The organism is Acinetobacter sp. XH1741, assembly GCF_041021895.1.
Lineage (GTDB): Bacteria > Pseudomonadota > Gammaproteobacteria > Pseudomonadales > Moraxellaceae > Acinetobacter.
Map to the genome: position 1 here is coordinate 40785 of NZ_CP157428.1, position 13833 is coordinate 54617.

At 38.6% G+C, this 13833-nt stretch carries 14 protein-coding genes; 8 read left to right on the forward strand and 6 right to left on the reverse strand.

Annotation, left to right across the window (positions count from 1 at the left end; all coding sequences use genetic code 11):
* Positions 1–43 precede the first annotated feature (43 nt).
* Positions 44–571 (forward strand): hypothetical protein, encoded by a 528-nt coding sequence (locus ABLB96_RS00220; protein ID WP_348898386.1) that lies wholly within the window; start codon positions 44–46, stop codon positions 569–571.
* Between the two features lie 47 nt (positions 572–618).
* Here ABLB96_RS00220 and ABLB96_RS00225 read toward each other — a convergent pair whose 3' ends face one another.
* The 4 genes from ABLB96_RS00225 to ABLB96_RS00240 all read right to left on the reverse strand — a co-directional run bounded on the left by ABLB96_RS00225 (position 619) and on the right by ABLB96_RS00240 (position 4887).
* Complete coding sequence (locus ABLB96_RS00225) at positions 619–864, reverse strand: DUF2789 family protein (RefSeq protein ID WP_347913876.1); 246 nt, start codon at positions 862–864, stop codon at positions 619–621.
* Between the two features lie 163 nt (positions 865–1027).
* Positions 1028–2014, reverse strand: coding sequence for a malate dehydrogenase (locus ABLB96_RS00230; RefSeq protein ID WP_348898387.1), 987 nt, complete (start codon positions 2012–2014; stop codon positions 1028–1030).
* Between the two features lie 211 nt (positions 2015–2225).
* On the reverse strand, positions 2226–2888 hold the full coding sequence (locus tag ABLB96_RS00235) for a ribonuclease I (RefSeq protein ID WP_348898388.1): 663 nt from the start codon (positions 2886–2888) through the stop codon (positions 2226–2228).
* A 55-nt stretch (positions 2889–2943) separates the two neighbouring features.
* Positions 2944–4887: a transglycosylase SLT domain-containing protein gene (locus ABLB96_RS00240; RefSeq protein ID WP_348898389.1), complete on the reverse strand. Its 1944-nt coding sequence runs from the start codon at positions 4885–4887 to the stop codon at positions 2944–2946.
* Positions 4888–5174: 287 nt separating this feature from the next.
* Here ABLB96_RS00240 and miaB point away from each other — a divergent pair, with 287 nt between their 5' ends.
* The 3 genes from miaB to ybeY are packed head-to-tail and all read left to right on the forward strand — an operon-like array spanning position 5175 to position 8238.
* Entirely contained in the window at positions 5175–6626 is a 1452-nt protein-coding gene (gene miaB / locus ABLB96_RS00245; RefSeq protein WP_348898390.1) for a tRNA (N6-isopentenyl adenosine(37)-C2)-methylthiotransferase MiaB, read from the forward strand.
* Between the two features lie 37 nt (positions 6627–6663).
* Positions 6664–7752: a PhoH family protein gene (locus ABLB96_RS00250; protein ID WP_348898391.1), complete on the forward strand. Its 1089-nt coding sequence runs from the start codon at positions 6664–6666 to the stop codon at positions 7750–7752.
* Between the two features lie 9 nt (positions 7753–7761).
* Positions 7762–8238 (forward strand): rRNA maturation RNase YbeY, encoded by a 477-nt coding sequence (gene ybeY, locus ABLB96_RS00255; protein WP_348898392.1) that lies wholly within the window; start codon positions 7762–7764, stop codon positions 8236–8238.
* Between the two features lie 87 nt (positions 8239–8325).
* Here the strand turns inward: ybeY and ABLB96_RS00260 are convergent, their stop codons facing one another.
* Complete coding sequence (locus ABLB96_RS00260) at positions 8326–9210, reverse strand: energy transducer TonB (RefSeq protein WP_348898393.1); 885 nt, start codon at positions 9208–9210, stop codon at positions 8326–8328.
* Positions 9211–9444: 234 nt separating this feature from the next.
* Between ABLB96_RS00260 and ABLB96_RS00265 the strand changes: the two genes are divergently transcribed.
* The 3 genes from ABLB96_RS00265 to ABLB96_RS00275 all read left to right on the forward strand — a co-directional run bounded on the left by ABLB96_RS00265 (position 9445) and on the right by ABLB96_RS00275 (position 11635).
* The gene (locus ABLB96_RS00265) at positions 9445–10116 is read left to right on the forward strand and encodes a hypothetical protein (protein ID WP_348898394.1); all 672 of its coding nucleotides are present in this window, start codon (positions 9445–9447) and stop codon (positions 10114–10116) included.
* 157 nt (positions 10117–10273) lie between these two features.
* Positions 10274–10987 carry a DUF3108 domain-containing protein gene (locus ABLB96_RS00270; RefSeq protein WP_348898395.1) on the forward strand — a complete coding sequence of 238 codons (714 nt, stop codon included), beginning with the start codon at positions 10274–10276 and terminating at the stop codon, positions 10985–10987.
* A gap of 72 nt (positions 10988–11059) precedes the next feature.
* On the forward strand, positions 11060–11635 hold the full coding sequence (locus ABLB96_RS00275) for a xanthine phosphoribosyltransferase (RefSeq protein ID WP_348898396.1): 576 nt from the start codon (positions 11060–11062) through the stop codon (positions 11633–11635).
* 52 nt (positions 11636–11687) lie between these two features.
* Here ABLB96_RS00275 and wrbA read toward each other — a convergent pair whose 3' ends face one another.
* Entirely contained in the window at positions 11688–12290 is a 603-nt protein-coding gene (gene wrbA / locus ABLB96_RS00280) for an NAD(P)H:quinone oxidoreductase (RefSeq protein WP_348898397.1), read from the reverse strand.
* Between the two features lie 280 nt (positions 12291–12570).
* On the opposite strand from wrbA, the gene ABLB96_RS00285 reads away from it, so the two are divergent.
* Positions 12571–13818 carry a YihY family inner membrane protein gene (locus ABLB96_RS00285; RefSeq protein ID WP_348898398.1) on the forward strand — a complete coding sequence of 416 codons (1248 nt, stop codon included), beginning with the start codon at positions 12571–12573 and terminating at the stop codon, positions 13816–13818.
* Positions 13819–13833 lie beyond the last annotated feature (15 nt).

Genomic DNA, 13833 nt, shown 5'->3' on the forward strand with positions numbered 1-13833 from the left:
TGAACCCGATATAAGAGCTATTGATTAAACAGGGCGAAGGCGTATGTCTACTGAAACAAAAACGATTGTGACCAGAATTGGGGAAACAGACCAACTCTATTTAACTGAGAATACGCCAGAACTTGCTTTGGAACGTGCGGACTTACGCATGCAGCTCGCTACATTAAGCCGTGTTCGTCAGGAACAAATCCACTTTTTGCAAGAGGCCATTGTTTTACTTGAACAAGCTCGCATGGAATATGACGAAATGCCACTGAGCTTGTACTTGAATTTATCATTGCATTTAGCCAAAGCTTATATGATTTATTTTGAGTTAAATAAAGAAAAACGCTTTGCGCTCATTGCACAGCAAATTTTAAAACCATTATCACATCATGAGCATGGTGATATCTATTTCTTCTTGGCTTATGCTTCGGCAGCGCAAGAAAAGCCTGCCCTTACGCGACACTGGCTTACAAAATATGTATCAACCACCCAATGTGATCTTGAGTTGCTTCATGCACATCCTGTATTTAGTCCAGTACGTCATGAACCTTGGTATAAAAACTTAATAAAGTTAAAAACCCATTAATCTATTTATTTAAAAGGCCTGTTCTATATAACAGGCCTTTTTATTTGTTATTTCTTCACACTATCTTCATGCAACTGTTCATTCAGTTCATCAATCACTACGATCCACTCGTCATCTTTTTCCCAATGGCTTTTTAAGAAATCACTTTGACCCTTTGACCAGAAAGATGCTTCATGTAACTTTTGCTCAGCGGGTAACTGATGTGTTTTGATAAAGTTCTCAATACTCGCTTCATCAGCATCTAAACCCAATTGCTCAAATAAAAGTTCTAATGTTGGTTGCTGTTCAAACATTGTTATTCTCCCATAGCTTCTTATTCAATAATCTAACAACAATAGATGTTAGTTACATAACTATGTCTATATTTTCTTGTTGTTTTTTGTGTGCTCTTATTAAATTTTAAATATAAAAAAGCACCCTACAAGAGAGTGCTTTCTAATTCATCAAAATGATAAATTATTTTACCATGTCAGCAATTGCTGCACGTTCTTCTTCAAGCTCATTTAGAGTGAAGTTGATACGCTCACGGCTGAATTCATCGATTTCTAAACCTTGAACGATTTTGTATTCACCGTTTTCAGTTGTTACAGGGAAACCGAACATAACGCCTTCAGGAATACCATAAGAACCATCAGATGGAATACCCATAGTTACCCACTTGCCGTTTGTACCAAGCGCCCAATCACGCATATGGTCGATTGCAGCATTCGCAGCAGAAGCAGCAGAAGACAAACCACGTGCTTCGATAATCGCAGCACCACGTTTACCAACAGTTGGAAGGAACACATCTTTGTTCCAAGCAGCATCGTTGATCTTGTCTTTTAAGCTTTCGCCATTTGCAGTTGCAAAACGGTAGTCAGCATACATTGTTGGAGAGTGGTTACCCCAAACTGTTAATTTTTCGATATCAGAAACTGCAACACCAGCTTTTTGAGCAACTTGAGTCAACGCACGGTTGTGGTCAAGACGTAACATAGCTGTGAAGTTTTTCGCAGGAAGGTCTGGAGCAGATTTCATTGCGATGTAAGCGTTAGTGTTTGCAGGGTTACCTACAACCAATACTTTAACGTTACGGCTAGCAACTTCGTTTAATGCTTGACCTTGGCCAATGAAGATTTCGCCGTTAACTTTTAACAAGTCAGCACGTTCCATACCAGGACCACGTGGACGAGAACCTACTAACAATGCATAGTCAGCATCTTTAAATGCAACTTTAGGATCATCAGTCCCGATCATGCCAGCCAATAAAGGGAAAGCACAGTCATCAAGTTCCATCATTACGCCTTTAAGCGCTTGTTGTGCTTTTTCAACTGGAACTTCAAGCAATTGTAAAATAACTGGTTGATCTTTACCTAGCATTTCACCGCTTGCGATACGGAATAATAAGCTGTAACCAATTTGACCTGCAGCGCCAGTCACGGCAACACGAACGGGTTGCTTCATGTAATTGTCTCCAATGAGTGTCCTTAATCGGGCTAAATAGCGATTCTATCTAACCAAATCATCATAAACGGCAAAGATTGTACTCTAAAGAAGTTGCAGATGCATGTAAAAGCGGCTCATTTTCACCAAAAGTCTGATAGAAAATACAAATTAATCTTTACAAATACATTCAATGTATGGTGAGCATTTTTTTATGAAATGGTAACTACTCTTAATAGCTACCTTTAATTGTAATTTCGCTTGGACAATTAGAAACAACGTGATTTGAACATTGCTTATATTGGCCATTTACCGTGTAACAGACTTTAACTTCTGTTAATACCACATCAGAACGCGATAGCTGGCAAGTAAAACGGATGCCATTTGGAGGCAAACTCGGATTAAGCTTTGTAAATTGTTGACGTAATGTAGTTTGTTGCATTTCCACATTACTAGAGCTTGTTAAATTAGCAGGTATTTTCAAACGCTCGGCAAAGTTAATAATAGTACGAAAATATTGACTCGCATTCATCGGAACACAGCCACCCACACTTTTCCAAAGCTGCACACGAGCATTATTGTCTGGCATAACACGAGCGACAACCTTCGCTTGTAATGGTGACAAGGTGGCAGAACTCTCTGTTGAACAGTCAGTTCGGGTGGTTTCTGGCATTAAGCCCGTAATAGTAAGCGAGTATCCTTCAAGACATTTACGCTGCTTCTGTTTAGAAGGATCTAGCGAACAGACAGCAGGCGTCATTTGTACATGCATGACATAACCTTGCACGTTAACAGATTCCGCATGTAAAACAGAACTCATCAATCCTACACCTGCACAGATGAGCCACCATGCAAGTTGTGATATTGATCGAAGTCCTAAATATCTATATTTCATTTAATTAAAACTTGGTTATGCCAATTAAAAGAATGTTCCATCATTCATCATCTTGTTAAGGTGATGACCGCATTGGAATGACTTTCATACGCTGTATTAGTGACTGAGCACCTTGACCTAATACCACTCCATAATGTGTCGCGTTCGTCATGACGTGCTTGACATAATCTCTTGTTTCAAGCAATGGAATGGTTTCCGTATATTGGTCAGCCTCAATCGGTTGGTAATCGGGTTGCCAACGTCTTGCACGATTCGGGCCAGCATTATAACCTGCTGTTGCCAAAACAGGGTTATTGCTTAACTGTCCTTGAATCATTGATAAATAGAAGGTCCCATAACGAATATTAGTATTCATTTCACTTAATGCAGCCGGATTATATGTCTCCCCCATCTGGCGAGCAATCAACTTTGCGGTATCTGGCATAATTTGCATAAGACCACCCGCTCCGACATGAGAACGTGCCGAGGTAACAAAACGACTTTCTTGACGCATTAAACCATAAGCCCAAGCAGGATCAATTCCTGCATTGTAACTATGACTTACGACATTGGTCTTATGGGGGGTCACATAACGATAAGTATCATTATGTTTATTTGTTGTACGATCCGCTGCGTAAATCGCACGGTCATACCACCCCATATCATGAGCACGTTTTGCCGCAGCGAGTAGCAAACCATCATCATGTTGCAAATATGCCTGACGAACTGCCCAATTCCACTCACGATTAGTATAAGTTGGATTGGCATTAATACGTCGTAACGTGAATGCACGGTTAAAGTGAATATTTTGATCTAAACGGCGTAAATCACTTGCCGATGGCTCATCACTATAAGGTTGATGGTTATAGCGCACGCCTAAGCGGTCTTTTGCAAGAAGGTTGTGATAATCATCGCCACTTTCAGCTAATTTTTTATAAATACGCTGAGCGGTATTTTTTGAACTGTTATCACCACGTTGTTCAGTTGCACGTGCTAACCAATATTGCCAGCGATCTTCTTGTTTTTGTGAAACTGACATACTATCAATTGCACGAATTAAACTTTCCCATGCGCTAAAACGGATTGCTTGTCGTGCATAAATTTCAGCTTCTTCAGGACTTAATGGATAGCCATAACTTGCATCAAAGTATTGAAGAACCTCTCGGTTAAAGTTGTTTTTCATCACCGTGGTGCCACCAATATAGGCTACGGTTCTATAGAGATATTTTTGTACACTCTCGGGAGTCCCTTGAGCTACTCGCTGGACATTAGCAAATGCATTTCCCAAATCATTATTTGCTAAACGACCTAAAGCAAAAATCAAATAAGCATAATCAGCCTCATTGGTTTTTGGAGCTGTCCATAAATAATTAAGCGGATTCGCCTGAATCTGGTTTAGCTGAGCCAAAGAAAGGTTTATACCTAAACTTTGTGCCGTTGCAAGTGCCTGTCCAGATAAGCCAGAACGTAATTGCACCCATAAGCGTTGCTGCTTATCTTGAGCAGTCATTAACGGACTAGAAATCATCATACGGCCCAGACCAACACATGAGTCTGGCTGAGATTCGGTTGCTAACCATACATCTTTATATTCAGCAAATACTAAAGCATCACCACTTTTAGCTCGCACCTGTGCCAAAGCACAATTTTCAGCTTGGTCAGGATTAGAGACATAAGATAGAAGCGGTTGTGCAGATACAAAGTCAGCTTGTTTAACTTTTTCTTCTACATAATCTGCTGCAAGCTTCTCTGCCATTGCAGACTGAGGATAGCGCTGCGCAAAACTTACAATAGATGTTGGTGATTGAAAACCTAAATTACTGTTAAGTTTCCAATATTCAGGATAATAGCCCAATACATCATTTTGCATTGCAGCCTGATATTGATCTAACAAGGCTGTATTACCGCTATTTGCGGCATTTAATGCATCGTTAAATTGTTCTTCAGCTGCATAAGACAATGAACAACCAAGTAAACACACAGCTCCCACCCAGCTACGATGTGCGTATTTATTTTTCATCATATAACTCTTGTTTGATGAGCTCTTTTTACCTGGTCTCATAAATGTACTAAACTCTGACTATCCACCTTTAGGCATAGTTTAATTATTCTTCGTGCTTTCTTTTGTTGTGTTATGTAACTCTCTGATTCAACATCATTAAAATTTATGTCATTTATCTCCATAAATCATGTGCAGCTTATGGCAGTTTAATGTTATCTGTTCGGCTCAAATACTGGTATAATAATTGGTTTGACCCGTTTTGGGTCATTTTATTATTTAACCAGATCGATCTGTTAGGAGCCTGCATGACGGTTCAAACCTTCATTCCCAATGGTGCCAAAGCTGCCTCAGAAAACACTGTTACCCAGCCAACGCACACCACTGACGTTTCAATAAAGAAACTTTATATTGAAACTCAAGGGTGTCAGATGAATGAGTATGACAGTCACCGTATGGCCGACCTTTTAGGGGATTCTCACGGCTACGTTTTAACAACCAATCCTAATGAAGCAGATATTCTGCTGATGAATACTTGTTCTATTCGTGAAAAAGCGCAAGAAAAAGTATTTAGTGAGTTAGGCCGCTGGCGCAAACTAAAAGAGCAAAATCCTGATCTTGTAATTGGTGTAGGTGGTTGTGTTGCCTCTCAAGAAGGTGACAACATTCAAAAACGTGCGCCGTATGTCGACATGATTTTCGGTCCACAAACCTTGCACCGTTTACCACAAATGCTTGATCAGCATCACGCACAAGTGGAAAAACCGAAAAAAGAAAAAATTAAGCTCGTTGATATTTCATTCCCTGATATTGAAAAGTTCGACTTTCTACCTGAACCACGCGTAGAAGGTTTTAAAGCATTCGTTTCTATTATGGAAGGCTGCTCTAAATACTGTTCTTTCTGTGTAGTTCCATATACTCGTGGTGAAGAGGTTTCTCGTCCACTTGATGATGTACTTGCAGAAATCGCAGGTCTTGCTGAAAAAGGTGTTCGTGAAATTAGCTTACTTGGTCAAAATGTAAACGGATATCGTGGTGAAACATTCGAAGGTGGCATTTGTACCTTCCCTGAATTGTTACGACTCGTTGCAGAAATTCCGGGTATTGGCCGTTTACGCTATACAACTTCACACCCGCTTGAGTTCTCTGATGAGCTAATTCAGTGTTATGAAGATTTACCTCAAATGGTTTCACACTTACATTTGCCTGTACAAAGTGGATCTAACGATGTACTTAAAGCAATGAAGCGAAATCACACCATTGATGTGTATATCGACAAAATTGCCAAGTTACGTAAAATTCGTCCTGACATGCATTTGTCGAGCGATTTTATTATTGGTTTCCCGGGTGAAACTGATGAAAACTTCGCAGAAACTTTGCAATTTATCAAAGATTTAGATTTCGACCATTCTTATAGTTTTGTTTATTCAAAACGTCCTGGTACACCAGCATCTGACTTACCAGATACAACACCAGAACAAGTTAAAAAAGAACGTTTAGCTCAAGTTCAACAAGTCATTAAGCAATCTAGTATTGAAAAAACTGATGCAATGCTTGGCAAAATTGAACGTGTGCTTATTGAAAAAGTGTCTGATCAAGACCCAAATATTTTAGTAGGTACAGCAGACAATACCCGTTTAGTGACTTTTGTGGGTGATGCTTCTTGGATTGGACGTTTTGCAGAGATCGAGATTACTGAAATTAAAACTTTAAATTTAGTTTACGGTGAACTCTTGAATCTTGAGCCTGACGTGGCGTAATGTAGAGGTATTCTAAAGTCTACTGAAAGGTTTTCTCTTGACTGCAGCGATTCGACGTACCGTAACATTTCCTGAAATTTCAATGGAACGTTTAAAGAGCATCTTGGGTGCCTATAATGGGCACCTTAAGCAAATTGAACAGCGTTTAGATGTCAAAATTACTCATCGTGGAGATGTTTTTCACATCGATGGTGAGATAGATGCTGTTGGGAGAGCCGAAGCATTATTGCAACGACTCTTCGAAGAGTCTGAGGTGTCGCAGGAAATCAGTGCTGACCTGTTGCATCTCTTGATTCAATCTTCACAAACTGAACGCAACTTCGAGTTGGTTGGTGAAGAAATGGATGAGCATGATGCGCCAATGGATGTTTATTTTCAGACGCGAAAAGGCCGTATTAATCCACGCGGTGCCAATCAAAAACGCTATGTACAACGTATTTTACAAAGCGATATTTCTTTTGGTGTCGGTCCTGCGGGTACAGGTAAAACTTATTTAGCAGTTGCCGCCGCAGTAGATATGCTAGAACGCAATGAAATCCAGCGAATTTTACTTGTCCGACCTGCTGTAGAAGCAGGAGAAAAGCTCGGTTTCTTACCGGGTGATTTGACCCAGAAAATCGACCCTTATTTACGTCCTCTTTACGATGCCCTTTACGAAATGCTGGGCTTTGAAAAAGTTGCCAAGTTAATCGAACGTCAAGTGATTGAAGTTGCGCCTCTTGCTTATATGCGTGGTCGTACTCTTAACCATTCATTTGTCATTTTAGATGAAGCTCAAAACACGACACCTGAACAAATGAAAATGTTCTTGACCCGTTTAGGTTTTGGCTCTCGTGCAGTGATTACAGGTGACATTACCCAAGTAGATTTACCTCGAGGCCAACAATCCGGTTTGGCACACGCGCTTCGTGTACTTGAGAACATTAAAGAAATTCATATTACCCGTTTCCATTCCCGCGACGTTGTACGCCATCAACTTGTTCAAAAAATTGTTGAAGCGTATGAAGGTTGGGATGGTGAACAACAGCGTCTTAATGCTGAAGCACGTGCTGAACGTAAAGCACGTCAAGAGGCATTAGTTGCTGAAAACGATACAGCAGCAGACTTGCAACATCAGGATGCTTAAGGATTCATTTTGAAAATCAGTTTAAGTTTACAACAAGACTTTCAATCACCTGAGTTAGAGCTCAAACGAGCTCAACTCAAAAAAATTATTGAGACAACTTTACGTCATGTTGGTTACAAAGAAGATTGTGAAATTGGTGTTGCATGTGTTGATTTGGAAGAAAGCCATCAACTTAACTTGCAATATCGCGAGAAAGATAAACCCACTAATGTTCTCTCATTTCCAAGCGATATTCCTGAAGAAGTCCTACCTATGCTTGATGCACTACCGTTGGGTGATTTAGTAATTTGTATCCCTGTGGTATTACAAGAAGCTTTGGAACAGAAGAAAACTGCACAAAATCATTTTGCCCACCTTTTAGTACATGGAGTACTACATTTACTCGGTTATGACCATGAAACGAGTGACGAAGATGCAGAAGAAATGGAAGGTTTAGAGGTTGAAATTTTAGCTAAACTCAATATTGCCAATCCATATCAGGAATAATCAATTTCTCTTAAGCGATTAAGAACTCAAAAGGTTCTTAATTGGTTTTTAACATGTGGATATCCTAAAAGTTATCCACATTTTTTATTAATGTACTTCAAATTCAGCTTCAGCTGGATCAAATCGCCAAGTACGAATAATACGAAGCTCCGAAATATCTTTCATATTGACATCAAAATGACCAAATGGAGCACCACGGCGTACCGATGCTTTTGCGGCTTCATCTAAAACCGGATGCCCTGAACTTTCAAGTAAACGAATTGCACGAATTCCCCCTTGAGCATTCAAGATAACCATAAGGCGAACTTCACCTTTTAACTGCTGCAGTTTAGCCTCTTCGGGATAATAACGATTACCGTAAAGTTCCACTTTCTCACGGAACTTATCTAAATACGCCGCTGATGCATCTTTCTTTGCTTGAATACCATCTACTGTTTTTATTTTTTGCTGACGGCTAAAATCTTGCTGACGTTGTAAATATTGAGCCTCGAGACTTGCGACCATTGCAGCTTTTGCCTGAAACTGACTTTGTAATTGCTCAAGCTCTTTTTTTCTTTTGCTCTCCTCTGCTTGTTTCTGCCAACTTAACACTGTCATCAATACTTTTTCTTCGAACTTAAGTTCTCTTTGTTGTTGTACTTTTTCTAAGGTTTCTAACTGCGCTTCTCCAGTCGAAGCATCGTTAGGCATAGGCGTTTGAGCATTACTAGACATCCGATGAGCTTCTCGAAAGACCCCAGCACCTTGTTGGTCTGCTTGAGCTAAAAAATCGGCATTTTTGACTGCTTCCTCAGCAGGACGAATAGATACAGCAATTTCTTTGGTTGATTGTTCAGACGGTGCAGGCATCGCAAAGTGAATGAGCAATACCAAAATATGCAGTAAGATTGCTAATATTATTGCAGCGATAAAGACACGGTCTTGCCACCAATAATAAAAAGGCTCTATGGATAGACTTCTTTTTTTCAACATAATCTTAAAAGCATATAGATGCCTTTTCCCCACGGTATTAATTACCGAACAAAATACAAACTGATATTCAAATATGGATAAAAATGTGATTCACTTCAAATATGAACTTTTATCCATTTTCATTTTGTGAAAATGTATCAATTAAATTTGTTACACTGCAATATCAAAACCTGTTTTTTATCATAATAAAGATTGTGTTGATTCTTTAGTAAATCATCTTCTGGAAGTTCTTTTATGCAAACGCTATTTTCCTCATTAGTCAAACGTCTTCATAAAGTCTACCAAAAAGCTGAAGCCTTCATTGAGGAAGAAAGAGACTTTACATTATCGCAAACTTTTTTAAATGCGACTTTAGAACGTTACGTTACCAATAATGTCGAGTTCTTAGACGATCTACATGCAGATCTTTACCATGATTGGTTAAGACTGTATGCCACAATGCATGTTAAAGGTTTAGAGACAACATTGTCGGTCGACTTAAAACTCATTCAGATGGAATTTAATAAAGAACAACAGCTTTTGGTTTTTGAACAAATTAGTAATACACAAATTATTGAAGCAAAATATATAAATTTCTGGCAAAAAATTGCTGTGAAAGCTGCTGTTTTTTACTATCACAAAATTCTAAAAAAAGACCCACTAGGTATGATTCTTGAACGTTTTAACGTAGCTCAAGAAAAAGATGATCTTCTCTTCCTTGACCTTAACCGTTGGCTGGGTAAAAAAGCCAGCATTATTGAGACTTTAGGCAAGGTTCATATTAACTATGCACGCGTACGTGAAGCAGAGTTGGTTGTCTTTGGTAATGTTAATCTTGCTGCGTTACTTTTCCGAGATCAAGATGATGATTTTGATGATGACCTTGAAGACACGGAAATTACGCCAATACAGCAAAAAGATGCATAACAGTGGTATGAGCTAAAGAAACTAGCTGCTAAAAAACACAAAGAGATTACATATTTAGCATAAATCCTGATTTTTTCTCCACGATCAACAGGCATAATATGCAAAAGTCATAGATGCATCAGCACTGACCTTTCAGTCTGTACAAGGATATTTACTTATGGCAACAAAATTTCTGAAATCATTCAGCATCGCAACGGGTATTTCGACAACTTTGCTTATTGCAGGTTTCTCTAGCCATGCACTTGCCATGAGCCCATTTCAGGCAAATTACCAATTTACCTACAATAATAAAGGTATGGGTTCAGCAACACGTGCTCTTAGTCAACAAGGAAATAACTGGACTTATCAATTCACTGCAAAAGCGGGTGGAATCGCATCTGCAAGTGAAACAAGTAAGTTTAGTTTTGCAAACGGTAAGATTGGTTCTCAAAGCTTTAGCCGTACCAGTAAAATTTTGATTCATAACAATACGATGAATATCAATTTTAACCCTGGCAACAAAACAATTAGCACTAAAAAAGATGATAAGGCACGCTCATTTGCATGGCAGGCCGGCGTACTTGATGAGTTAAATGCAGAATTACAAGTTCGTGAAGATTTAAAAAATGGTTCACTTAAAACTTCATATCCTCTTGCCGATGCAAAAGAAGTTGAAAATCGTCGTTTTGTGAAACAAGGCAACGAAAAAATTAAGACCTCTTATGGCACCTTTGACACTGTAAAAGTTGTTTTAGAACATGGCAGACCAGATCGTAGTACTATTTTCTGGCTAGCTCCTAAATTAGACTATTTACCAGTTAAGGTAAGTCATATTGATGGTAAAACATCTTATGGTTTGTTATTAACAAGTTATACAGGTAAAACGAATTAAAGCTTGCATTTTTTCGGATGCTTTTTAAAATACGCATTTGCTTTAAAAAGCATCCGTCTAGAGGATTCTCCCGTGCACGCACTAGAACAGAAAATCTTAACAGAAGGTATCGTTCTATCTGATCAAGTCTTGAAAGTCGACGCTTTCTTAAACCACCAAATTGATCCTGTACTCATGCAGCAGATTGGTAAAGAATTTGCCGCTCGCTTTAAAGATGCAGGGATTACCAAGATTATTACCATCGAAGCTTCAGGTATTGCACCAGCAATCATGGCAGGTTTAGAACTTGGTGTACCTGTAATTTTCGCTCGCAAATATCAATCGCTTACATTAAAAGATGATTTATATCGCTCTAAAGTATTTAGTTTTACTAAACAAACTGAAAGTACAATTGCGATTTCAAACAAACATCTTCATTCAACTGATAAAGCATTAGTTATTGATGACTTCTTGGCGAATGGTCAAGCAGCATTAGGATTAATTGATTTAATTCACCAAGCAAATGCAGAAGTTGTAGGTGTCGGTATTGTGATTGAAAAATCATTCCAACCGGGTCGTGACTTATTGCTTGAAAAAGGTTACCGCGTTGAATCATTAGCACGTGTTCAATCACTGACTAATGGCACCGTAACTTTTGTTAAAGAATAAAACAGTTTTCAATAAAAAAGAGCGGATTTCCGCTCTTTTTTATTGCTTAAAATTAAGCGAGAAGTTTTTTTACCACTTCACCTAAGCGCTTACCTTGTGCTTCACATAAGATTTTTTCGTCTTGACTTAAGCCTTGGTCATGCCTAGGGCCACTCACATGACTTGCACCATACGGAGTGCCTCCAGTTTTAGTATTTGACAAAGCTGGAATAGAGTTTGGCAAACCTAAAATCATCATGCCATGATGAAATAACGGCGGTAACATCGTTAACAAAGTACTTTCCTGCCCACCATGCATTGAACCAGAAGAAGTGAAAACACATGCTGGCTTGTTATGCAAAGCACCATTTAGCCAAAGACTTGTGGTCTGATCCCAAAAATATTTCATTTCGCTTGCCATATTACCAAAGCGAGTTGGAGACCCTAGTGCTAAACCTGCACAATTAGCCAAGTCGTCTAAAGTGCAATAAATATCACCTTCCTCAGGAATACTCGGTTCAGCTTCTGTTACAACTGTTGCAATATTAGGAACTGTACGAATTTTTGCACTAATCCCCGCAGATTCAACACCATTGGCAATTAGATGCGCCATTTCTTTAGTGGAACCATATTTACTGTAATAAAGCACAAGAATGTAAGGTTGCATCGGTTTCATGAATTTTGTTAAAAAGAACACTATACGGTATTTTTTATTTTTTTGGCGCAGCCAATTTTATGAAATTCTAGAGGTGATTGATTTTTAAGGGTAACAGTAACAAATATCGGTAAAAGCTTATTACTACGTTTTGTTACCATGATACATACGGAACTTTCAGAATACTTTTTTATTCTTTAGGTTAAAGTTTACCCATATCAACTATTAGTGTTCTCAACCGAATACGCTGGTGACTCACAATCACCCACATCATGATTAAAAAAATCGGGATAGATGACGCATGTTAGAACGTTTTTTGAAGAAGCTTCCTTTTTATAACAAGACCTGGTTTCAATTTATTTTATTCGTAATCAAGCGTTTCGAAGCCGATCGTTGCCGGGAACAAGCTGGCTCTCTCACTTATACGACTCTTTTTGCTGTTGTGCCGATGCTAACAGTATTTTTAGTTATTATTTCTTCGATTAAAGCGTTGGAACCTGCCAGACAACAGTTACAACATTTAATTTATAGTAACTTTCTACCTAAGAGCACCATTGCTTTTGATAAAGCACTGAATGCCTTTACTGAAAAATCCAGTAACTTAACCGTTATTGGTGTGTTATTTCTATTTGTCACAACAGTTTTGATGCTGACATCAATTGAAACTGTGTTTAACCGGATATGGCGAGTAAAAGAAACCCGCAGTGGTATTGTTGGCTTTATGCGCTACTGGACCATTATTTCACTTGGTCCAATTATTTTAGGCAGTGCATTTGTTATTTCATCTACTGTTGCGTCCATGAACTTATTAAGTAATAACTTCACGGGTTACCAACTTGATGGTGCCTTTCTACTCTGGCTTATCTCTTTTGTTCTGACTGTTTTGGGTTTTTTCATTTTATATTGGACCATTCCCAATCGCACAGTTCCGCTCTATTCGGCAGCTATAGCAGCAAGTTTAAGTGCCGTATTGTTTGAGATTCTTAAAAACTTATTTAGCTTTGTAATGTCAAACTTTACCAGCTATGAAATTATATATGGTGCTTTTGCAGCAGTACCAATTTTCCTGTTATGGGTGTTTTTATCGTGGAATATTGTATTACTTGGCGTTGAGGTAAGTTTTGCACTGACAGCTTTTCATTCAGGCAAAGAGCAAAAAAGACATCCGGTACTCATGCTACTCGATATTTTAGAATTATTTTATAAAAAGCAAAAACTTGGTGAAAGTGTAAATGATAAAGAAGCTTTAGGAATTTTAGGCCGTGGTGAAATTGGTCGATGGCCCGCTTACGTCATATTACTCGAAGAGCAAAATTTGGTTAAACGCACAGATAAAGATGAATATGTTTTAGTTCGCAATTTATCTCAAGTCGACTTTTGGAGCTTCTTTACTGCTTTGCCTTATCCACTTCCTTTACGTCAAGATGTATTAAATGTGCATGAGGATGACGAATGGATGGAAAAAATTGGCCCTGCTTTAGTTGAATCAAATGATTATTTAGCAGCGAAACTTTCTATTCCACTTTCAACAATTTTTGAAGAGAAATAAAAAATGAACTAGCTA

Excerpts from the sequence above, each read along its gene's own strand:
- ABLB96_RS00220 (WP_348898386.1), top strand. The coding sequence starts at position 44 with ATGTCTACTGAAACAAAAACGATTGTGACCAGAATTGGGGAAACAGAC.
- ABLB96_RS00225 (WP_347913876.1), bottom strand. The coding sequence starts at position 864 with ATGTTTGAACAGCAACCAACATTAGAACTTTTATTTGAGCAATTGGGT.
- ABLB96_RS00230 (WP_348898387.1), bottom strand. The coding sequence starts at position 2,014 with ATGAAGCAACCCGTTCGTGTTGCCGTGACTGGCGCTGCAGGTCAAATT.
- ABLB96_RS00235 (WP_348898388.1), bottom strand. The coding sequence starts at position 2,888 with ATGAAATATAGATATTTAGGACTTCGATCAATATCACAACTTGCATGG.
- ABLB96_RS00240 (WP_348898389.1), bottom strand. The coding sequence starts at position 4,887 with ATGAAAAATAAATACGCACATCGTAGCTGGGTGGGAGCTGTGTGTTTA.
- miaB (WP_348898390.1), top strand. The coding sequence starts at position 5,175 with ATGACGGTTCAAACCTTCATTCCCAATGGTGCCAAAGCTGCCTCAGAA.
- ABLB96_RS00260 (WP_348898393.1), bottom strand. The coding sequence starts at position 9,210 with ATGTTGAAAAAAAGAAGTCTATCCATAGAGCCTTTTTATTATTGGTGG.
- ABLB96_RS00265 (WP_348898394.1), top strand. The coding sequence starts at position 9,445 with ATGCAAACGCTATTTTCCTCATTAGTCAAACGTCTTCATAAAGTCTAC.
- ABLB96_RS00270 (WP_348898395.1), top strand. The coding sequence starts at position 10,274 with ATGGCAACAAAATTTCTGAAATCATTCAGCATCGCAACGGGTATTTCG.
- wrbA (WP_348898397.1), bottom strand. The coding sequence starts at position 12,290 with ATGAAACCGATGCAACCTTACATTCTTGTGCTTTATTACAGTAAATAT.
- ABLB96_RS00285 (WP_348898398.1), top strand. The coding sequence starts at position 12,571 with ATGTTAGAACGTTTTTTGAAGAAGCTTCCTTTTTATAACAAGACCTGG.